The sequence below is a fragment of the Akkermansia sp. RCC_12PD genome (assembly GCF_036417355.1).
In the GTDB taxonomy this organism is placed as follows: domain Bacteria; phylum Verrucomicrobiota; class Verrucomicrobiia; order Verrucomicrobiales; family Akkermansiaceae; genus Akkermansia.
Genome location: NZ_CP143889.1, coordinates 2,956,687 through 2,977,512, shown reverse-complemented (window position 1 = coordinate 2,977,512; position 20,826 = coordinate 2,956,687). Strand labels below are relative to the sequence as shown.

Below are 20,826 nucleotides of genomic sequence, written 5' to 3'. Positions count from 1 at the left end.
AAAGAGCGTATTACAGGTGGATGAATTCCGGAACCGGGATGGCGATGGGCTTGGGAGCGGGCAGCGTGATGCTCGTGTCCGCATGGTCTGGAGCGACGGGATCAGAGGAAAGTGCCTGCGCCTCCGGCACGTTTTCATTGGTGCCCAGCAGTTCGAAATTGCGGTTGGGCGGTCCCTGGTTCAATTCCGTGTGGTAGGGATCGTCCCCTATCAGGATGGGCTTGACAGGCAGGATGGGAGGCAGGGGAAGAATACGGTTCTGCGCCGTGAAGGGGGAGGACGGCGCGGCAGGGTCTTCTCCGTGCAAGTCGCAGAAGGGGAGGCTGGAATCCCCCTTGCGGAGGTATTCGAACATGGTGTGGCGGCGGTATTTCTTGTCCACCGGGTCAATGTCGTAGCAGCTGTGGGTGGCCCGCTTTCCAGTCGTCAGGCAGATTTCCACGCGCTCCACGCTGGGCGGGGGGACCAGTTCCCCGGCTGGGAACAGGCGTTCGGATTCCTTAAAGGCCGTTCCCAGGATGGAGGCGCAGGTATCCGAGGAGAAGGCGCCGTTGTAAATGGGCTTTTTCCCTTCCAGGAAGCCGATCCAGATGCCGCAGGTCACCCGGTCGTCATAACCGAACAGCCAGTTGTCCCCGAAGTCGTACGTGGTGCCGGTCTTGACACCGCCTTTGAAATTCGCGGGCAGGCTGTCCGCCACCCGCTGGGCGGAACCGTTTTTCAGGGAAGAGTGCAGAATATTGTGAAGCTGGAAGGCGGTGGCCGTGGAGGCGGCTCCTTTCCGGACCTGGGCGTTGTTTCTGGTTTCAATGGCCTGGGTGGATTCCCAGATCAGCCGTCCGTCCTCGTCTTCTATCCTGTCCAGGTAATAGATGTTTTCCGGCCGGGAGCCTCCGTTGGGAATGGCGGTGTAGGCCAGCGTCATTTCCGTCAGGGAGGCCGGTTCCGTTCCCACGAAAATCTTGGGCCGGTAAACCGGGTTTACCTCCGTGCTTCCCGCTTCCCGGACTGGTTTGCGGATGCCGAAGTCCGCCAGTTTCTTGATGAAGGGGGCCGTTCCCATGTCCATGCCCATGCGCAGGGAGGCGGCTATCTTGGAGGCGGCCAGGCCGCGGTGGGCGGTGATCATGCCTTCATAGCGGTTCCTGGAGTTTTCCGCCCCCCATTCTCCCAGGATTCCTTCCGATCCGCCGATACCGGTCAGGCGGTTGTCGATGGCGTCGTCCAGGATGCGGGTGACGGGGCTTTTGCCCGTGTCAAAGGCGGCGGCGTACAGAAAGGGCAGGATGGCCGTGCCGGTGGGGCGCGCTCCTTCCTTGATGACGTCGTACTGGCGGTTCGTGTGGTTGCGGCCTCCGTGATAGGCGAGGACGGCGCCGGACTGGTTGTCCACCATCAGCACGGCTCCTTCCAGATAGCGGGGCTTGGTGCCTGAGAAGCGGTCGTAGTCCTCGGCTTTCTGGTGGCTGTACCCCGGGCGTTTTTCAATGTTTTCCAGCGCCTGGGACAGGGCCTTCCCGGTAGCGTCCTGAAGTTTCTTGTCAATGGTGGTGTAAATCCTCAGGCCGGCGGCGTTGACGCGCTCCTCGCCCAGATAGGCGGTGATTTCCGCGTAAATACGGTCGTAAATGTGGGAGACCCCGCGTTTCAGTGGCTTGGGGTTGAGGCCCAGGTCCATGGAGGAAAGCCGTTGCGCTTCTTCCGGAGTAATGTATTTTTCCCTGGCCATGCGGTTGAGCACGTGGTTGCGCCATTTCAGGTTGCCCTCCTTGTTGTTGAGGGGGGACAGGCCGTTCGGGTTCTTGATCAGGGCGGCAATGGAGGCGGCCTCCCGCGTAGTCAGGTCCGCTGGTTCCTTGCCGAAGTACCCCAGGGAGGCGGATCTTATGCCGTAAAACCCGCTGCCGAAGTATACGCGGTTGATGTAAAACTCCAGCACCTGTTCCTTGCTGTACCGTTCCGTGATGCGCCGCGCCAGGGCTATTTCCACAAACTTGCGGCCAAAGCTTCCTTCATTCCGCGCCTTGGCCCTGTTTTTCAGGTCGTAGGCGTTTCTGGCAAGCTGCTGGGTGATGGAGGAGGCACCCTGGTTGGCCTCCCCGCTGTTGCTGGCGTATTCCTTGGCCGCTCTCAGAATCCCCAGGAAATCGTAGCCCGGATGTTCCCAGAAGCGCGAGTCTTCCTGGGCGACCAGGGCGTTGATCATGGCGGGGGAAATTTTATCCAGCGTCACATAACTGCGGTTTTCCACGTAAATGCGGCCTATTTCCTCCCCGTTCCGGTCAAAAATAATGCTCGGCTTCTCCACGTCGTTGATGCGTTCCAGGTCAAACTCCGCGGCCCAGTTGTCGTAGCGCTTCCAGGCGGCCATGAAGCCGAAGTACCCCACAGCGCCGCCGATCAGGGCCAGAACGAGGCACCAAGCGACGAATTTTTTGACAAAACCCCGGAAACGGTTCCGTGGCTTGGTCTTGGGATGCCGCCTTTTGTTTGCCTGGGTGTGTCTGCGCGGAGCCTGTGAATTTAATTCAGCCATGAATACGTAGCAGGGTCTGTCCTGAGGAAAAAACGTGTGAAAAAGCTTACCGGATTCCGGTTTGTTTAGCAATACCATACACTGTTGGCAGGTGAAAAAGATGCGTGCCCGCGCCATTCTCCTTTCCGCGTCCGGATGGTCGCGGGCCTTTGCCGCGGCGGGGCGGCGATGTGGCCGCAGCCGCACCTGCTTTTTGGAAAAAACTGTTCTCTGTTCTTAAGAGAATTTCAACGGACACTGGGACTTGCGGCGTTCGGGCCGGAGCAGGACTGGGATTGAAGGGCGGCGGACGATGGAAAGACGCTTCTACACATCCTGCACGGCATTGAAGATATTGCCCGCCTTGGTCAGCCCGTGCTGCATGGTGTACAGGACGGCATCCGCGGCTTTGGCCACCATGACGTCCAGAAGCTCCCGTTCCTCCGGGCGGAATTTTCCCAGGACATGGCCCGTCATTTCCCCCTTGCCGCGGGGAAGCCCGATGCCGAAACGGAGACGCGGAAACTCCTGCGTGCCCATGTGGGCGATCAGGGACTTGAGGCCGTTGTGGCCTCCCGCGGAACCCTTCTCCCGGAGCTTGATGACGCCCAGCGGAAAATCCACCTCGTCATGAATGACGAACACGCTGCGCGGGTCCAGCTTGAAGAAGCGCATCATGGGCCCTACGCAGAGGCCCGATTCGTTCATGAACGTGTCCGGCTTCACCAGCAGTACGCCGGGACCTGCCGCCAGTTCGCACTTGCGCTGTTTGTCCGCCTTGAACACGCATCCCCAGTGGGCGGCCAGGCGGTCCGCAACCATGAACCCCGCGTTGTGCCGGGTATTCTCATAGGTCTTGCCCGGATTGCCCAGGCCCACGATGATTTTGGGAGTAACGTCCACGGTGGGAAAAACAGGAATGATGAACATGGCGGAACCCGTCCGGGAACACGCGCGGGCCATCCTGCCTCCATTGCGTCCGGCAATCAACCGTTCCGTGAGACAGCGCCGCCGCCTTTACCTCCCCGCCTTCTTCTTCTGGCGGCCCATCAGGAATCCCGTCAGCACGGATTCCAGGGAATCCCCGGTGCGGACCAGGCGGTAGTCCGCGTTGATGTCCGTGCAGATGTTTCTCGTTTCTTCCAGATAATTGGAGACGATGGTACGGTACTCGTCCGCGATGAGGTCCGGTTCCGTAATCAGGGAGCCGCCCCCTTCCATGTCCACGAAGCGGATGGGGCGGTCGAAGTCGAAATCTATTTCCAGCTGGTCCACCAGATGGAATACGGCCACGTCGTGCTTGCGGAAGTGGAGGTGCCGCATGGCGTTTTTGAGTTCGGCCGTATCCGTGAACAGGTCTGAGAAAATCAGGATCAGGGCGCGGCGGCTCACGCGCTCCGCCAGTTCGTGCAGCGTCTCCGCCAGGACAGTCTCCCCGCGGGGATGGTGCGTGTCCATCTGGCTGATGAGCACGTTCAGGTGGGCGGGGCGGCGGGAGGCGGGAATGTGCAGCGCGGCGCTGTCCTTCCCCTGCTGGGAAAAGCTCAGCCCAACGGCATCCCCCTGCCGGATGCCGATGTAGGCCAGGTTGGCGGCCAGCCTGCATGCGCGCATGTATTTGGACTCCACCTGTTCCGGGTGGTAGTTCATGGAGCCGGAAAGGTCCATGACGATGTAGGCGCGCAGGTTGGTGTCCGCCTCAAACTCCTTGATGTAATACCGGTCCGAGCGGGCGTAGGCCTTCCAGTCCAGGCGCCGCGTGTCGTCGCCCGCCACATACTTGCGGTATTCCGCAAACTCCACGGAAGAGCCGCGGTTGGCGCTCCTGTGGCGTCCGGACACGTTCCCCGCCATGCTCTGGCGCGCCTCCAGGGGGAGGTTGCCCAGGCGGGAAAGCAGGTCGTGGTTCAGGTACTTCGTGGACATGAACAGTCGGGGAAAAGGGGTGAATGTGTTCCGCCGCGTCAGACTTCCGCGGCCAGTCGGGCAACGGCCTTGCGCGGCGTGATGCCCTGGGATTCCGCGGCGAAGTTCGTGACCACGCGATGCATCAGCACGGGTTCCACAATGGCGTCGATATCCTCCTTGCGGACGATGTAGCTGCCCTGGAGTGCGGCGCGCGTCTTGGCGCCCAGGATCAGGAATTGCACGGCGCGCGGGCCTGCGCCCCAGGCTACGTATTGTTTCACCCATTCCGGGGAAGTGTCCAGGGAGGGGCGGGTGGAGCGCACCAGCTTCACGGCGTATTCGTAAATATGTTCCGGCACGGGGACGCGCCGCACCAGGTCCTGGTAAAAGATGATTTCGTCCCCGGAAAGGATGTGCTTCAGTTCCTCGCTGCGGTTGCCCGTAGTTTCCCGGGCGATGCGCATTTCCTCGTCTTCCGTGGGGTAATCCACTTCAATCAGGAACATGAAGCGGTCCAGCTGGGCTTCCGGCAGGGGATAGGTGCCTTCCTGCTCAATGGGGTTCTGGGTGGCAAGCACGAAGAAGGGGGGAAGCAGGGTGAAGGTGCGGCCCATCACGGTAACGCGGCGCTCCTGCATGGCTTCCAGCAGGGCGGACTGGGTCTTGGCGGGGGCGCGGTTGATTTCGTCCGCCAGCACGATGTTGGCGAAGACGGGGCCCCTGATAAATTCGAACTGGCGTTTTCCGCCCGCGGAATCGTCCTGGATGATATCCGTGCCCGTGATGTCCGCGGGCATCAGGTCCGGGGTGAACTGGATGCGGTTGAAGCTGAGGTCCAGGGTCTTGGCCACGGAACTGATCAGCAGGGTCTTGGCCAGTCCGGGCACGCCCATGAGGAGCGCGTGGCCCCGGGAAAACAGGGCGATGCTCAAAAGTTCCACGACGCGCTGCTGGCCGATGATGACCTTGCTTAATTCCGCAGAGAGTTCCTTGTAAATGGTGCCGAGACGGTCAATGGCGGCTACGTCGTCGGCGGGCAGGGAGGGGTTGGCTGGTTCCATATTGAGGATTCATAGCACTTTTTAGCGTGTTTTCCATCAAATAATTGCGTCGCGCGCATTTTCCCTGCTTGGAATGCGGGGACAAACAGGGTAAGGAAGAGGCATGCCGAAAATCGCACTCATTCAATTGTCCGCAGACGCCCGGCCCGCCGTGAACAAGGAGAAAACGGAAGCCGCCATCCGGGAGGCCGCCGCGAACGGGGCGCAGATCATCTGCACCCAGGAACTCTTCACCACGGAATACTTCTGCAGAACGGAGGAATGCGAACTGTTCGACCTGGCGGAACCGGTTCCCGGGGAATTGACGGCTGCGCATCAAAAGCTGGCGGCGGAACTGGGCGTGGTGATCGTGGCCTCCGGCTTTGAAAAGCGTGCCACCGGCCTCTACCACAACACCGCCTGGGTGATTGACGCGGACGGAGCCTTCCTGGGCATGTACCGTAAAATGCACATTCCGCAGGACCCGGGATTCGAGGAAAAATTCTACTTCACGCCCGGAGACCTGGGCTACAAGGCGTTCGACACCAAATTCGGCCGCATCGGCGTACTCATCTGCTGGGACCAGTGGTATCCGGAAGCGGCGCGCCTCACCGCCATGCAGGGGGCGGAAATACTCTTTTATCCCACGGCCATCGGCTGGCTGCCGGAAGAAAAGCCCCTGCTGGGCGCACAGCAGCACTGCGCGTGGGAAACCGTCCAGCGCGGGCATGCCGTGGCAAACGGGTGCTACGTCTGCGCCGTCAACCGCGTGGGCACGGAAGGGGAAAGCGAATTCTGGGGCCAGTCCTTTGTGGCGGACTATTACGGCCAGATCGTCGCCAAGGCTCCCGTCAGTGATGAAACCATCCTGTACGCGGATCTGGACCTGGATGCTCTGGAAGACCACCGCCGCATCTGGCCCTTCTTCCGCGACCGCCGCATCGACTCCTACGGCGGAATCACGGAACGCTGGGGAAAATAGGATATTGAAAGTCCGTACTGAAAGTTTTTGCCCTTTGCGGTCCGCTCCCCTCCCGGGCGCTTCCCTGAAGAAACGTTATCGGTTATGAAACGGCTTCTTCATGTGCGCAAGGTAGTGGCGAACCTGCGCAAGGCGGTGCCGTGGAGGCAAATTGTCCCTGTTTCCCTGGGAATCATCAGGATGTGCTATTCGGAAACCGGAAACTTGGCAAACGGAGCCGCAGCCGGAATGGGTTCCCGGTTTTCTTTGCCGGATGAAGGAAGATTGCAGGGAAGTAATGGTTGACTGCCTTGCGGAAACGGTGGATGAACGGGGATGCCGGATTACTGTCCGGGATCGGGGGGCTGTCCTGAACCTGTTCCACATGCTCAACGAATGGTATGAACAAGGTCTGCCCCGGAGGGAAGATGGCGACGATGAAGAAAATGATCCGTGGGACGATGTGGAACAGGGCGTGTGGTGCTCCGTGGCGACCTGGCTGTATGAATTTGATTTTTACGGAAGGCCGGGGGAGCTTGTCCAGTTTGCCGTGGAGGCCCGGCTGAATCCCGATGGTTCCTTCCGGGGAATTTATTCCCTGCGCCGTGACGCTTATGGAAATGAGGCCCGTTATTTTGGGGAAGAAAAAGATGTGGCTGAAAACGAATTGAATACGCTGGTTCCGGAATTGAAAAAGCTGGTGAACGCTTCTTCGGACGAATACGAGTTTCTGGACTGGAAAGACGCGTTTCCGCAGGATGACGATTAACCTCAAGAAAACCGCTCCGGCACAGGAGAGTACGGTCCCGTTCCAGCGGACAAAAAAGGCTGTCGCACTCTTCAGTACGACAGCCCGGAAGCGGGGGAGAGGTACAGGGAAGGATTAGTCGCAAATGACGGCGATCTTGATGCCCTTCATCTGGACGTTGGTTTCCAGAGCCTCCGTGATTTCATCCAGCTTGAAGCGGTGGGAAATCAGCTTGGTCAGCGGCAGGCCGATTCCGTAGGCGCGCTTGAGGAAGTCAAACGTGGTCGGGTAATCCTGCGGGGAATACACCCAGGAGCCTACGGCGGTTACTTCCTTGTTGCAGAGGTCGAAATGATGGTTGATGACGCTTTCCCCGCCGTCCATGAAGAAGCCCTCCTCGCACAGGCCGCCGCCGCGCTTCACGAACTTCCAGGCGTTGGCCCCGGCCTTGCCGACGCCCGTGCACTGGAACACGAAATCCGCCAGACGGCCGCCGTTGTCCGCCTTCACGGCGTCCAGCAGGGTGTTCAGGTCGGCGTAATGGGTAAAATTGTAAGTGCGGGAAGCGCCCATCTCCCTGGCCAGTTCCAGGCGGGAATCGTTGCCGTCCACGGCGATGATGGTTTCAATGCCCAGCGTACGGAGCGTGGCGATCTGGAGCAGGCCGATGGGGCCGCAGCCCTGGACGAGCACCACGGAATTGAATTTGAGCAGCCCCGTGGACTTGGCGCGTTCCAGGGAGTGGACCACGACGGCGGCGGGCTCCACCAGGATGCGCTGGTCCAGGGTCATGTTGGAAACGTTGAAGAACGTAGAACCCTTGCGCACCACCATGTACTCCCCGAAGTAGCCGTTCAGGTGAACGTCGTCGTCGGGCATCAGGCCGTACACGCCCACGTTTTCGCACAGGTTGGTGCGGGCCGGGGTGTTCAGGCAGGCATCACAGGTGCCACAGGGGATGATGCAGGTGACGATCTTGTCCCCCAGTTTCACGGGATTGCCCGCCGTATCCCTGGTGATATTTTTACCCATCGCGACGATTTCCCCGGTGCCTTCATGGCCGAGCACCACGGGGCAGAGGCCAAAGGGGTCGCGATTGTATTCATGGCCGTCCGTACCGCAAACGCCGCACGCTTCCACCTTGATCAGCATTTCGTCGTCGCCGATGGAGGGAATGGGGTATTCACGGATTTCAAATGTCTTGGGAGCTGTCAGAACAGCTACGCGAGCGGTTTGTTGCATAGTGTTTCTACACTAGCCTTTTGCCTTCGGTCTCTTCAAGGACAAATGAAACCGGACGTAAATTAGTCTGCCGCCAATCAGGATGGAGCGCGTTGTGCTGGGGACGTTTTCCGGACGGAAACGGAGTGCGAAGTGTCCATAAAATACTGTCGTTCCGGATGGAACCCACTGGAAGGAGGACGGCTTCCGGCGTGAAAACGATCAGCCGGACCTTTGCGCTTTCAGCCAAACCTCCCCACGGCATTCTGGCGGTTTTAGGGGTCGAGGGAACGATTTCCGGAGCATGCTCCGGAAATCGCTCTGGAGAAAGAAAATGCCCCGGTTTGTGGAATTGGAGTGTTGGCTTGCATGCCGCCCATCCTACAGGGAAAAGGCATGGGAATGGCGGTTGAATAAAAATCAACGGTCTTTCCGGAGGCGCCTCGTCAAATGCTCCGTAGCCGGGAATCACGCATATTCCACTGTCGTGAGTTTTGCCGGAAGAAACCCGGAAGCCGTGCAACATACAGGTTGTAAAGCATGTGGCGTGTGTCTTGGCGGCATTTGGAACCGGATGGCATTTTTCTGTTGAGGGCCGTTCATTTGGCTTGCCTGGGGGAGGGAAGAAGTGCAAGCTGTGCGCGTTATGCTCGATATCCGTGTAATACGAGAAAATCCGGAGGAAGTGAAAGCGCGCCTGAAGCCCCGCAGCGGCGACGCGTGGAAACTTGTCGATGACGTTTTGGCCTGCGACGAAGCGCGCCGTAATGCAGAAACGGAAAAACAGACTTTGCAATCCGAGCGCAATGCCACCTCCAAGCAGATCGGCATGCTCAAAAAGAAGGGGGAAGACACTTCCTCCATGGAAGCGCGCGTGCGCGAAATCGGAGAACGCATCCGGGAATTGGACTTGGCGGCGGAAGAAAGTTCCGCTCAGCTAGCTTCCCTGCTGATGAACATTCCCAACCTGCCGCACGCGGAATGCCCCGTTGGGGCGGATGAAACGGCCAATCCGGAAATCAAGGTGTGGGGTGAAAAGCCCGCCATTGACAACCCGAAGGACCATGTGGAACTGGCCGCCGGGCTGGGGATGATCTCTTTTGAGGACGGCACGCGCATTACGGGCTCCGGCTTTGTGGTGTACCGCGGCGCGGGCGCCCGTCTGGAACGCGCCCTGATCAACTTCCTGCTGAATACGCAGACGGTGGAGAACGGTTACCAGGAAGTAGGCGTTCCCTTCATCGTCAAGCGCGAGTGCATGGAAGGCACGGGCCAGCTTCCCAAGTTCGAGGAAGACATGTACGGGACGGAAGACCAGCAGATGTTCCTGATCCCCACGGCGGAAGTCCCCGTGACCAACCTGTACCGGGACACCATTCTCCAGGAGAGCGACCTGCCCGTTAAAATGGCCGCGTACACGCCCTGTTTCCGGCGGGAGGCGGGGAGCGCCGGACGCATCAACCGCGGCATGATCCGCATCCACCAATTTGACAAGGTGGAGCTGGTGCAGATACTGAAGCCGGAAGACTCCTTCCGGGAACTGGAAGTGCTCCGCAGCCACGCGGAATCCATCCTCCAGAAGCTGGGGCTGCACTACAGGGTGATTGAACTCTGCACGGGCGATCTGGGCTTTTCCTCCGCCAAGACGTATGACATTGAGGTATGGGCGCCGGGCCAGGGCCAGTATCTGGAAGTTTCCTCCTGTTCCTGCTTCACGGACTATCAGGCGCGCCGCATGCGCCTGCGTTACAAGGACGCGGACGGCAAAAACCAGTTCTGCCATACGCTGAACGGCTCGGGAACGGCTCTGCCGCGCCTGTATGTGGCCCTGCTGGAAACCTACCAGCAGCCGGACGGCTCCATCCGCATTCCGGAAGCGCTCGTGCCGTACTTCGGCGCGGACTGCATCCGTCCGGAACAGCCCTGACGATTTTTCACTTCCACCCCCCTGAATCAAGCCCATGCCTGACGAGGGTCCCTTGGAGCACTATCTGGCCTCTTCCCCCGGGCACGAACCGGAAAATCCGGCCCCGGCTGCGGAACGGAAGGCGGGGCCTTGGAGGGAAAGGGGAATCATGCTGGGCCTGGGCTTTCTCCTGGGCTGCATCGGAGCGTATGCCCTGGTTTATACGGAAATGTCCGGCAGCATGGGGGGGCTGAAAAAATCGTTGTCGGAGGAAAGGGAATCCAATGTAGTCCTGCAGAAGGAACGCGAGCGTCTGCTGGAATCCCTGGAGCAGGTGCGCATGGACAGCCTGCTGGCGGAGCGCGCTCCCCTCTCCATGACGGGCAGCGGAATTCCGGCGCGGCAGCCGCAATCCGTCCCCCAGGCTCCCCCGCTGACGCCGTTGCCTTCCGGCGGCTTTCCGCCGGGAGTTTCCCCTCCTCCCGGTTCCGTGGCGTCCCGGCTCGTCAATCCCGGTCCGGAAGACTGGAAGGAACGCTACCAGTACGCCGCTCTGAAATACAACCGCGTGGTGGAGGACTACAACAGGCTCAGGAAACTTTACATGGGCATGGTGGGAAAAAGCGGCGCGGACGGCGTTCTGGTGACCGGAGCCCAGTTTTACAAGGCTCTCCGGAAAAACACACGGGAGGAAATGCGCAAGCTGGACGAACAGTATATGAAGGGGGGGGCTGCGCGGCAGCGAACTCAGGAAGCTGGAAAACAGCCGGGATGAAATGCGCCACCGAGACTGGTGGCTGAAAAAAATGGCGCGGCAGTTCAGGATTGACTAGGCAGGGTATTTGTATTCCCTATGAAGGCTCTTTAAGGTTGAGGGGATGCCGGCCATGGGTCTTTGAAAGCTTCTTCAATGCTTTCCTCGGATTCGTTTCGGGATTCAATAAACCTTGAAATCTCAAGCGCTGATGGGGATGTCAATCCTAGAATAAGTTCAAAAAGTTTGGCACTGTCGCGGTAACATGTTTCAGCTTTTAATTTTTCTTCATTTTGCATGGGCAGGAAGATAATGAGCAGCCGTCCTTGCAATTGAGAAATGCGTAGAAATATGAACTTTTGCATTTCAGGAGAAGCAGGAATGGCAAGAGCCTGTTTTTTCATGTCGGCGGAACATCCTGTAAGTTTTTTAAGAATAGGCAGAACGTCCTTGTTGAAGGAATCAGCCGCGGCATCGGCGGATTTTTTGTCGACGATGGAATTGTACCAGTCCTGAACCTTGCGGACGGGCGTTTCATAGGTTTTTACGAAGGTTTGCCACGCTTTCCTGTTTTGTTCATTGGAGAGCAAATCCTGGCCTGGCGGATCATAGGAAAGATTTTTCAATACTTCAGGATCCGAATCCAATATTTCCTGTTCTATTCTGTTGATTTTAAAAATATCTCCGTAGCATGCGGAACAATACAGGAACAAGGCGTATATGAGGGCGATGTTTTTTATATTTTTCATCATTTAGTTATTGATTGAAATGGTTTATGGAATCGGCAGCCCTTCTACCGCATCAAATCCCTTTTGTATTGGCAGCGGGAATAATTTGTCTCCATGCAGCTTCTGTATAGGACAGAATAGTGAAGACCGGAGATGCTCTTCAGATGTTGGGAGATGAGATCGGGATAATTGAAAGGCAAAGGTTTGCGGCATGAGGATAAATTCGGTTAAACAGCAAACGAGTGGAATGTTCATGGGAGAGCTCATGGAAACATTTTCCTGTTTATATGAGAGCAGGAATACAATTTCTATCAGAGGTCAAGAAAATACTTGTATGCGTGGCTGTTTTTTCAAATTCATGCCGTTGATTTACATGGAATTATTTTATTCAGCATGCAGAAGACAGCTCCTTTTTCCTCCTTGCTGCCGGGATTAATTTTCAGCTCAGCACAATTCCGCGGCGATGGCGTCCACCAGCAGGCGGCCGCGGCCTTTCAGGATGAGGCATTGTTCCGCGGAGACGTCCGCCAGTTCCAGAGAACGGTAACGTTCCAGCAGGGGCAGGGCTTCCGGCAGAAGGTATTTCAAAGGAAGCCCTTCGTCCGTACGGAGCATCAGGGCGATGCGCTCCAGGCGGTAGTCTTCCGCAGTGACGGGTTCCCGTTCGGATTCCGGCAGGCCGTTTTCCAGTGTGGTGCGGATGTAGGTTTCCGTGTTCCGTGTGTTGGAGTAGCGCACGCCGTCGATGGTGCTGACCGCGCCGGGGCCGATGCCTACATAGTCCTCCCCCTTCCAGTAGGCCATGTTATGCGGAGACCGCGCGCCTTCCCTGGCGTAATTGGAGGTTTCATAATGCCGCATTCCCGCGGCTTCCAGAATGTTTTCCGCCAGTTCAAAGTAGGCCGCGTCCTCGTCCGGGTCCTGGATTTTTTCTCCGCGGGACAGGCTGCGGAAGAATTCCGTATCTTCCTCATAGGTGAGGTTGTAGGCGGAGATGTGGTCCGTTCCGGCCCGAACGGCTTCCTTTAGCGTATTTTCCCAGACGGAGAGGCTTTGCCCCGGAATGGCGAACATAAGGTCCATGTTGACGTGGGGCATTCCGGCGTTGTTGAGCATGTCCACGGAGCGGAGGGCCTGTTCCGGCGTGTGTTCCCGGCCCAGCAGGCGCAGGATGCGGGCGTCCAGGGATTGAACGCCCAGGGAAACGCGGTTCATGCCCAGGCTGCGCCAGAAGCGGACTTTTTTTTCCGTAAAGGTGGCCGGATTGGCTTCAAAGGAGAATTCGTCCAGGCTGTCCACGGGGATCAGCCTATCCAGGGATTCCATGAGGTTCCCCAGATGCGTGTCCGACAGCATGGAGGGCGTCCCTCCTCCGAAGTAGAGCGTGGAAGCCTCGCCGCCGCGCCTGGTTGACAGCGCTGCGGCGCGGGCTTCCGCCTCCCGCGCCAGCGCACGGATGAAGAGCTTCATGTCCGTGGAAGCCGGCGTGTGCTTGAAAAACGCACAGTACGGGCAAATGCGGTGGCAGAAGGGAATGTGGACGTAAAGATGCACGGGGCGGAGAACTCAGCGTCTCCGGCGGCGGCCGGAAGATTCCTTTCCTTCTCCCTTATTGTTGGAGAGGTTCAGGATGTTTTCGGAAGCCTTTTTCATTTCCCCTTTGATGCGGGATTTCTCCGAGCCGTCAACCAGGGACATGTAGTTTTTGGTCAGGGCGCTGTAGAAGGGGTGGATTTTCGTTTCCTTCTTGTTCTTGGGCTTGTACTTGAAGCCATCCGGGCAGGTGTCCAGCATTTCCTTCATCCAGGGGATCAGCTCGTCCTTGGGGAGCACCATGCACAGGGCGTCCAGGGAGAAGGACATGTCCTGCTGGTCCACGTCTTTCGGAGCGGCCAGCGCGTTGCTGTCGTCCCGGTAGAAATTGACTGCTTTTTTGAAGCCGCGGTCCACCGTTCTCTTGAGCCGGTCGGTTCCCTGAGCCTTGGCGTAGGCGATCTGGTAGGCGGCCTTCGGTTCCGGATAGGAGTTGTCCTTGGATTCGGATTTGAGCCAGGACATGAGTTCCGCCCATTGGAAGGTCTTGTATTCGTTGTCCTGTTTCAGGGCGTTTTCCAGAATCACGGAGCAGAGCACGTTGACGTATTCCTTGGTGTGATTGGCCAGGATGTCCTTGCCCTTTTTGTCGCCACGGCCCACGGAGGAAACGTATTTGCGCGTTTTCCAGAGTTTTCTGATCCCCATGCCGTCCGGCAGGGCTTCACGCACTTCCTCCACCATTTTTCTGGCGCCCATGAGGTCCTGCGGCTCCGTCTGGAACAGCGTGTACCAGGCTTCCGTATAGAACGGATTGTCCTTAATAATGGTCCTCATGGCTGTCTTGGTAAATTCCTGCGGAAGCGCGTTGGACGCAATCTCTCCGGAAGATTCCGCGGAGGAGTTTCCTCCCGCCAGCTTGTAAACGTTCATGGCGAAGCGGCTGCCGATGAATTTTTCATAGTCGATGTTCATGGACAGGGCCAGGCCGGACTGGTATTCGGCGTTGCCCGTGCGCGCCGCCTTGGAGTCCCGCAGGTACCAGAAGCCTGTGGTGGCCTTGAGGGTGTCTACGCTCTGGCCTACGCTTAGCCAGCAGCCGTTGCCGCCGAAGTTGGTCGTCATCAGGTTGCCGTGGCCGGGCTGGCCCGCCGGGGCGGCAGGGATGCCGCGGGCAATCTGGGAATTGCGGGAAATGAGGGACATCGTGCCGCAGACGCCGCCTTCATGCAGCTTGCGTTCGTTGGATTCACGGGACCATTCGGGATCCGGGTCAAAGCTGAACAGGATGGGGGGCTCCTTGTCGTCGTCCATGCGGTAGGGACCGTACAGCCACAGGCGCGTCGGGCCGCGATGGCCCATGTAGCGTTCCCATACGCTGTCGCATTCCCGCAGGGGCCGCGTTTCGGAAAGAGCCATCATGGCCGGCCAGGGCGTCCCTTCCAGGGAAACCCCGGTCCATTCCACCCGTTTGCGGTCTACATCCCGCAACTTGCTGCAGTTTTCGTACTTGTCCACCAGGTAGGTGAAGAATTCCACGGGGGTGGGGAACGGATCGCGCTTGCGCCTCAACTGGTTGTGGCGGTACATGTATTCATGAAGGAATGCGGCGATGTTGCCCTGGGTAATGCCTTCGTCCCCGATTTCCGAGACAGTGTTGTACTTGTTGATCCAGGCTTGCTTGGTCGTTATTTTCTTGTTGTCCAGATAAGTCTCCACCTTTTTATAGAGTTCCTCGTCCACCATCCGCGGAGAGGAACCGTACCAGTTGACGGGAGGCTTGCCCGCGCAGTACAGGTCCGCGGGGGAGGTCATGATGCCGGAGTTCTTGAATTCCCTGAGCTTGCCCAGGGCGTCGATGTAGCGGCCCTGCTGGGTGAGGTCGAAGGCGCCCATGCCGAATTCACGGCGTCCCACGGCGAAGGCCAGGACGAGCTGGTTGTACTTTTCCGTCATTTCCAGTCCCAGCTCATCCACCATGATCGCGACGTTCGTGGCTACGCTGGGGTCCGGCGGATAGAACATCGCAAAGACTTCACGGTTGGTCTTCGTGTTCTTCAGCCATTTTTCAAATTCGGGAGAAAAGGAGCCGCCGCGCTTTTTCACGTAATCGCGCACGTAGGCTTCCGCATAGTAGGGATATTTATCCAGAAGCTTTTCCGTGAATTTCCCTTTGGATGCCAGGGCCTCTTCCCGGATTGCCTTTTCCATGGCGATGACTTCCGGGGAAGGGGAGAGGTCCGGAGCCGGCTCTTCAGGTTCCGGCTCCGGTTCCGGCGCCACGACGATGGGCTCGGGTTCCGGCTCCGGTTCCACGATGACCGGTTCCGGCTTGGGAGCCTCGGGCTTGGGTTTGGGCTTGGGCGCCGCCACCACGGGTGTTTCAATCTTCGGGGCAAGGGGCGCCTCCTTGTCCTTGAGAATCTGGTATCCCAGGAATCCAAACAGGGCCAGCATCCCGGTGACGATGACCGTGATGACGGGGAAGCCGCCGGATTTCTTCAATTTGGGCAGCGGGGCCCTGGGAACGGCTGTTCCGGCTATGGGCTTGCGGATTTGCGGCTGCGTTTTTTTGGCCGGGCGCAGGGCCTGGGCGTGCGCTACCGCCGCCACGGGAGGCTGTTCCTGAGCCGGAACCGCCGGATAAACGAAGAAGACGGTGCCGAACCCCCGCAGTTTTCCCTGGGCGTTCACGGAGCAGCGGGCTTCAAAGGCTTCCCGCGCCTGGTCGAATTGCGCCTGGTTTTCCGGGGAAACGGTCAGGTTGCCGCTGACCATGTCGCGGGTGGCCAGTCCGGCGGGGCAGAATTCACGCATCAGCACCGTTTGCCCTTCCGGGGACACGGCCTGGTATAAATAATAGTCCGGCCCGTTTTCCAGAACGGCTGTAATTTTATAGCTGCCTGCGTTGAAATGGGGCGGCAAAGGGGAAATTTGCTGGTTTGTCATGATTAAGGGGTAGAAAAATCAAAGCCTTATATATTAAATAAAGTACACCCCCATTTGTCAATGCCGGAATGCGGAAGTTACACTCATCCTGTGTCTTAAAAAACTTCCGGCATCCGGCGGAAAATGAAGGAAGAGAAGGGAGCCCTTCCCGCCACCGGTTTGTCTGCCGGAGGGCGGAGCAGGAACGGTCAGCGGATGGTTACCTTGGTGCCGAGAGGCGTGTTTTCAAAGAAGGTCTTGGCCATATCCGCAGGCAGCCGCACGCACCCGTGGCTGACCGGGTACCCGGTCACGAAGCCCACGTGCATTCCGTAGCCTCCCGTGATGCGCATCCAGTAGGGCATGGGAGCCGGGTCAAAGTAGGTTCCCGCAGGCGTGGAACCGGCTCTGGCGTTGTAGTCGCTGTTTACGACGGCCCCGGTCGCCCGGCTGCGCAGTACCCCGTAGGTACCTGACTTGTAGTTGGCGTCCTTCTGGATGATCTTGTAGGTCCCCTTGGGGGTGCCGTACCCTTCCTTGCCGGAGGACATGGGGGAAATTCCTACCAGCGTGGCTCCCACGTAGTAGAAGACTTTCTGCTGCTTGAGGTCAATGATGATGTGGGGTTCGCCCTGAATGCCGGCGGGCTTGTCCCAGTAACCCTGGCCCAGCCGTGCCTCCGGCGGGATTTCCGTATTGACGCCCGCCGTGGAGCCGACGCCTGCCAGATAAGCGTCTTTCTGCCCGTTGCCGCGTACTCTGTCCGCAATTTTATCAAAAAGGGGCGGCCTGTTGTACTGAGTGCAGGAGGCGAAGATGATACCGAAGGATGCTAGTGCCAGTATGCCGGGTTTCATGGGAACGGGAAATTGACAGGCAGGTTATGGGCCCTGTCCGCTCTTTTGTCAAGATTTGCATACTGTTATCCGTTGCTTATTGCGGGCGGATTTGATATACACGGCCCAATCACTTCACCATACTCCGCCATGAACGAGCAATACGACCTTCTGAAAAGCATCCTTCTTGAAAAATCCGTGCGCACGGGCACTTTCACTCTGGCATCCGGCAAGGTGTCCGACCTGTATGTGGACTGCCGCATGACCGCCCTGGACCCCGTGGGCGCCACGCTGGTGGGTTCCCTGGGCTGGAAGCTTGTCCGGGAGGAGATTCTCCCCCGCTTTCCGGAAATTGCGGCGATCGGCGGCATGACCATGGGGGCGGACCCCATTTCCCTGGCCGTGGGAATGACCAGCGCGCTGGAGGGGGCCGACAAAAAGCTCCAGGTGTTCACCGTGCGCAAGGAACCGAAGGACCACGGACGCGGACGCCGCATCGAAGGGAATTTCCAGGCGGGAGATACGGTTCTTGTCGTGGACGACGTGATCACCACCGGGGGCTCCACGCTAAAGGCCATTGACGCCATTGAGGCGGAAGGCGGCAAAGTGGCTGCCGCGCTGGTGTTGATGGACCGGGAGGAAGGAGGCCGCCAGGCGATCGAAGCGCGCGGCATTCCCGTGTACGCCCTGTTTACCAGATCTTCCCTGCTGGGCAAGTAAGCCTGCGCCTGCCATGCTTCCCGTCCTGATCGGCATCGACGGTCCTGATCTGAACGCAGGTGAAGAAGCGGCCATCCGCCGTTTCCAGCCCGCGGGCTTCGTCCTGTTTTCCCGGAATGTGGAATCCGTAGAGCAGGTCAGGCGCCTGGCGGCAAGGCTAAGGGAATTGAGCAATCACCATCCCGTCATCGCCGTGGACCAGGAAGGGGGCAGGGTGGTGCGGACGGCCGCTCTCGGTCTGAACCTGCCTTCCCCTTCTTCCCTGGCGCGGAACGGTGATTTTTCCGGCGTGGTGGAGCTGGCTTCCGTGACGGCGCTGGCCCTCCGCTGCCTGGGCGTGAACATGAACTTTGCCCCGGTGCTGGACATCTGCCACGATCCCGGCGCCGCCAACGCCCTCCCCGGACGCTGTTGGGGAAACAATGCCCAGGACGTGATTTCCTACGCCGGGGTGTATTCCTCCAACCTCCGCAGGGGCGGCATCCAAAGTTGCGGGAAGCACTTTCCCGGCATGGGCCGTGCGCAGGCGGATCCCCATTTCAGCCTCCCGGCGATTGACCTGGATGAACGTGAGCTGTTCGAGACGGACATGCTACCTTTTCTGGCCCTGTGTCCGGAGCTTCCCGGCATCATGTCCGCCCATATCATGCTCCCCCGGATTGACGCGGAATTTCCCGTCACCCTGTCCTGCCGGGTGATCGGCGGAATGCTGAGGGAGCGCCTCGGCTTTCGGGGGGTGGTGTTTACGGACGACCTGTGCATGGGGGCCATTGCCGGCCAGTATGCCCCGGACGAAGCCGCTTTTTTATCGTTGAAGGCTGGTTGTGACCTGCCCCTGGTCTGCCATGAACCGCTTCCGTGGCTGGAGCCCCTGGCTGCGCGCCTGGACAAACTTGATCCTTATGAAAGGGAGGATTCTTTCAAACGCGTGGAGGCATTGAGCGATTCCCTGTGTTTCCCCCTGTCGGAGGCCTCCTTGTGGATCAAGTGCCTGCACCGTGCGGAACTCCTTTGCCTGTCTGCGGGAGAGGAGGGGGAGCAGCCTCTTCCTTCCTCCCCGGTGCAGCAGTATTAGAAGGAGCGGCGTCCCGTGTTTTTTCGTTGGCCCGATAAAAAGAGGACATCCTCCTGCGGGATGCCTCCCCCATTTTATGGAAGGGAGCGGATTCCGGACGGGAAAGTTCCCTGAGGAGCGTAAGCCCGGAGAATGGAAGGTGCCCGGTTTGCGCCCTTCCTTTCCTGCGCCGGAAGAGGGGAAAGTGCTTGCTTTTTTCCTGTTCGTCATGATCATGACGGTTCACCATTTTTTAACCTGCATAATACACATTTGTTGACATGAGCGTGATTCCCAATGTTCTGGCGGAGCGGTACGCCTCTCCGGCGATGAAATCTATCTGGTCCGCCGAAGGGCGCATCGTTCTGGAGCGCGAATTCTGGATTGCCGTAATGAAGGCCCAGAAAGACCTGGGGCTGGATATTCCGAATGGCGTGATTGAAGCCTATGAACGGGTGAAGGACCAGGTGAATCTGGCTTCCATCGATGCCCGCGAACGCGTCACCCGCCACGATGTGAAGGCACGCATCGAGGAATTCTGCGACCTGGCCGGATGCGAGCACATCCACAAGGGAATGACCTCCCGCGACCTGACGGAAAACGTGGAGCAGCTCCAGGTATGGAAATCCATGCAGATCATCCGTGACAAGGCCGTGGCCGTGCTGAACCGCATGAGCGCGCTTTCCGAACAATGGAAGCACGTGGCCCTGGCCGGACGCACGCATAACGTAGCCGCGCAGACCACCACCATGGGCAAGCGCGTGGCCATGTTCGGGGAGGATATCGTTCACGGCCTGGGTTCCTGGATTTCCATCATGGACCGCTACAGCGTCCGCGGCCTGAAAGGCGCCGTGGGCACCCAGCTTGACCAGCTCTCCCTCTTTGGGAAGGATGCCTCGCGCGTGCTGGAGCTGGAGGACCGGGTGTGCGCCCATCTGGGCATTCCCGCCAAATGGATGAACGTGGGGCAGGTGTATCCCCGCTCCCTTGACTTTTCCGTGGTTTCCGGCCTGGTGGAGCTGACCTCCGGCTGTTCCTCCTTTGCCAAGACCCTGCGCCTGATGGCCGGCCATGAACTGGCTACGGAAGGCTTCGCCAAAGGGCAGACGGGCTCCAGCGCCATGCCCCACAAGATGAACGCCCGTTCCTGCGAACGCGTCAACGGCTTCCATGTCATCCTGAAAGGCTACCTGATGATGATCTCCGGCCTGGCAGGCGACCAGTGGAACGAAGGGGACGTGTCCTGCTCCGTGGTGCGCCGTGTCGTGATGCCGGATTCCTTCTATGCCGCCGACGGCCTGTTTGAAACCTTCCTGACCGTTTTGAACCAGATGGGCGTTTATGAAGCCGTGGTGGCCGCGGAACTTCGCCGCTACCTGCCTTTCCTGATGACCACCACCATTCTGATGGAAGCCGTCAAGCGCGGCATCGGCCGCGAGACCGCCCATGAGGTCATCAAGGAACATGCCGTAGCCGTCTCCAACGACCTGCGCGCCGGAAAGATTTCGGAAAACAACCTGCTGGACCGCCTGGCGGAAGACGGCCGCCTGGGCATTGACCGGGCCGCCCTCCAGGAAATCTTTGACGCCAATTCCGCCGCCATCGGCATGGCGGACGCCCAGGTGGAAGCGTTCCAGGGCATGGTGGCGGACCTGGTGGACAGGTTCCCCTCCGGTGCGGGTTACACGCCGGGAGACATTCTTTAAGAGAGAGCCGCCGGCGGTTAACTGGTGACGGAGAGCAGGCTCTCCATGCGGGGCGGGACCGGAAGGCTCCCGCTCCCTTTTTTTCCGGCATGGGCGCGGCATGACGGATGAGGTGGAAATCCGGCGCGCGCGCCTCCGCTTCAGGGAGGGAGCGCCCGGAACACCCGGCCTCCGATGCCGAATACATACATTGTTTTTCAATATCTTTGCGTCAGGAGAGCTTGACGAATCTGGAGGATGCCAGTAATCTGGAAACCAGTAAACGGGC

Annotated in this window: 18 protein-coding genes; 8 read left to right on the top strand and 10 right to left on the bottom strand. The window is 58.9% G+C overall.

Going from position 1 to position 20,826, the window contains the following annotated elements:
* Positions 1 to 10: 10 nt before the first annotated feature.
* The 4 genes from V3C20_RS12535 to V3C20_RS12520 form a co-directional block, all read right to left on the bottom strand.
* On the bottom strand, positions 11 to 2,536 hold the full coding sequence (locus V3C20_RS12535; protein ID WP_161981256.1) for a transglycosylase domain-containing protein: 2,526 nt from the start codon (positions 2,534 to 2,536) through the stop codon (positions 11 to 13).
* 306 nt (positions 2,537 to 2,842) lie between these two features.
* Positions 2,843 to 3,445: an aminoacyl-tRNA hydrolase gene (pth, locus tag V3C20_RS12530; protein WP_162851511.1), complete on the bottom strand. Its 603-nt coding sequence runs from the start codon at positions 3,443 to 3,445 to the stop codon at positions 2,843 to 2,845.
* An 87-nt stretch (positions 3,446 to 3,532) separates the two neighbouring features.
* Complete coding sequence (locus V3C20_RS12525) at positions 3,533 to 4,441, bottom strand: DUF58 domain-containing protein (RefSeq protein ID WP_067573082.1); 909 nt, start codon at positions 4,439 to 4,441, stop codon at positions 3,533 to 3,535.
* Between the two features lie 38 nt (positions 4,442 to 4,479).
* Positions 4,480 to 5,484, bottom strand: a complete 1,005-nt coding sequence (locus V3C20_RS12520; protein WP_130082628.1) for an AAA family ATPase — start codon at positions 5,482 to 5,484, stop codon at positions 4,480 to 4,482.
* 103 nt (positions 5,485 to 5,587) lie between these two features.
* Between V3C20_RS12520 and V3C20_RS12515 the strand changes: the two genes are divergently transcribed.
* From V3C20_RS12515 to V3C20_RS12505, 3 genes are all read left to right on the top strand, one after another.
* On the top strand, positions 5,588 to 6,445 hold the full coding sequence (locus V3C20_RS12515) for a carbon-nitrogen hydrolase (RefSeq protein WP_130082629.1): 858 nt from the start codon (positions 5,588 to 5,590) through the stop codon (positions 6,443 to 6,445).
* Positions 6,446 to 6,529: 84 nt separating this feature from the next.
* Positions 6,530 to 6,730: a hypothetical protein gene (locus V3C20_RS12510; RefSeq protein WP_130082630.1), complete on the top strand. Its 201-nt coding sequence runs from the start codon at positions 6,530 to 6,532 to the stop codon at positions 6,728 to 6,730.
* Positions 6,723 to 7,193, top strand: coding sequence for a hypothetical protein (locus V3C20_RS12505; RefSeq protein ID WP_130082631.1), 471 nt, complete (start codon positions 6,723 to 6,725; stop codon positions 7,191 to 7,193). Before V3C20_RS12510 ends, V3C20_RS12505 begins: the two co-directional genes overlap by 8 nt.
* 114 nt (positions 7,194 to 7,307) lie before the next feature.
* Here the strand turns inward: V3C20_RS12505 and V3C20_RS12500 are convergent, their stop codons facing one another.
* Positions 7,308 to 8,414: an alcohol dehydrogenase catalytic domain-containing protein gene (locus V3C20_RS12500; RefSeq protein ID WP_130082632.1), complete on the bottom strand. Its 1,107-nt coding sequence runs from the start codon at positions 8,412 to 8,414 to the stop codon at positions 7,308 to 7,310.
* Positions 8,415 to 8,421: 7 nt separating this feature from the next.
* Positions 8,422 to 8,919: a hypothetical protein gene (locus V3C20_RS12495; protein WP_149874839.1), complete on the bottom strand. Its 498-nt coding sequence runs from the start codon at positions 8,917 to 8,919 to the stop codon at positions 8,422 to 8,424.
* 120 nt (positions 8,920 to 9,039) lie between these two features.
* Here V3C20_RS12495 and serS point away from each other — a divergent pair, with 120 nt between their 5' ends.
* A complete protein-coding gene (gene serS / locus V3C20_RS12490) occupies positions 9,040 to 10,320 on the top strand; it encodes a serine--tRNA ligase (protein WP_130082633.1) in 1,281 nt (426 codons plus the stop codon).
* 34 nt (positions 10,321 to 10,354) lie between these two features.
* Positions 10,355 to 11,074, top strand: coding sequence for a hypothetical protein (locus V3C20_RS12485; protein WP_330935391.1), 720 nt, complete (start codon positions 10,355 to 10,357; stop codon positions 11,072 to 11,074).
* Positions 11,075 to 11,163: 89 nt separating this feature from the next.
* Here the strand turns inward: V3C20_RS12485 and V3C20_RS12480 are convergent, their stop codons facing one another.
* The 4 genes from V3C20_RS12480 to V3C20_RS12465 form a co-directional block, all read right to left on the bottom strand.
* Positions 11,164 to 11,805, bottom strand: coding sequence for a hypothetical protein (locus V3C20_RS12480; RefSeq protein ID WP_130082635.1), 642 nt, complete (start codon positions 11,803 to 11,805; stop codon positions 11,164 to 11,166).
* A gap of 420 nt (positions 11,806 to 12,225) precedes the next feature.
* Complete coding sequence (gene hemW / locus V3C20_RS12475; RefSeq protein WP_130082636.1) at positions 12,226 to 13,335, bottom strand: radical SAM family heme chaperone HemW; 1,110 nt, start codon at positions 13,333 to 13,335, stop codon at positions 12,226 to 12,228.
* A 12-nt stretch (positions 13,336 to 13,347) separates the two neighbouring features.
* A complete protein-coding gene (locus tag V3C20_RS12470) occupies positions 13,348 to 16,263 on the bottom strand; it encodes a hypothetical protein (protein WP_192907198.1) in 2,916 nt (971 codons plus the stop codon).
* Between the two features lie 188 nt (positions 16,264 to 16,451).
* The gene (locus tag V3C20_RS12465) at positions 16,452 to 17,099 is read right to left on the bottom strand and encodes a L,D-transpeptidase (protein ID WP_130082637.1); all 648 of its coding nucleotides are present in this window, start codon (positions 17,097 to 17,099) and stop codon (positions 16,452 to 16,454) included.
* 129 nt (positions 17,100 to 17,228) lie between these two features.
* On the opposite strand from V3C20_RS12465, the gene pyrE reads away from it, so the two are divergent.
* The 3 genes from pyrE (at position 17,229) to purB (ending at position 20,558) form a co-directional block, all read left to right on the top strand.
* Complete coding sequence (gene pyrE / locus V3C20_RS12460) at positions 17,229 to 17,798, top strand: orotate phosphoribosyltransferase (protein ID WP_130082638.1); 570 nt, start codon at positions 17,229 to 17,231, stop codon at positions 17,796 to 17,798.
* A 13-nt stretch (positions 17,799 to 17,811) separates the two neighbouring features.
* Positions 17,812 to 18,873: a beta-N-acetylhexosaminidase gene (gene nagZ / locus V3C20_RS12455; RefSeq protein WP_130082639.1), complete on the top strand. Its 1,062-nt coding sequence runs from the start codon at positions 17,812 to 17,814 to the stop codon at positions 18,871 to 18,873.
* A 260-nt stretch (positions 18,874 to 19,133) separates the two neighbouring features.
* Positions 19,134 to 20,558 carry an adenylosuccinate lyase gene (gene purB, locus V3C20_RS12450; protein ID WP_130082640.1) on the top strand — a complete coding sequence of 475 codons (1,425 nt, stop codon included), beginning with the start codon at positions 19,134 to 19,136 and terminating at the stop codon, positions 20,556 to 20,558.
* The last annotated feature ends 268 nt before the right edge of the window (positions 20,559 to 20,826 follow it).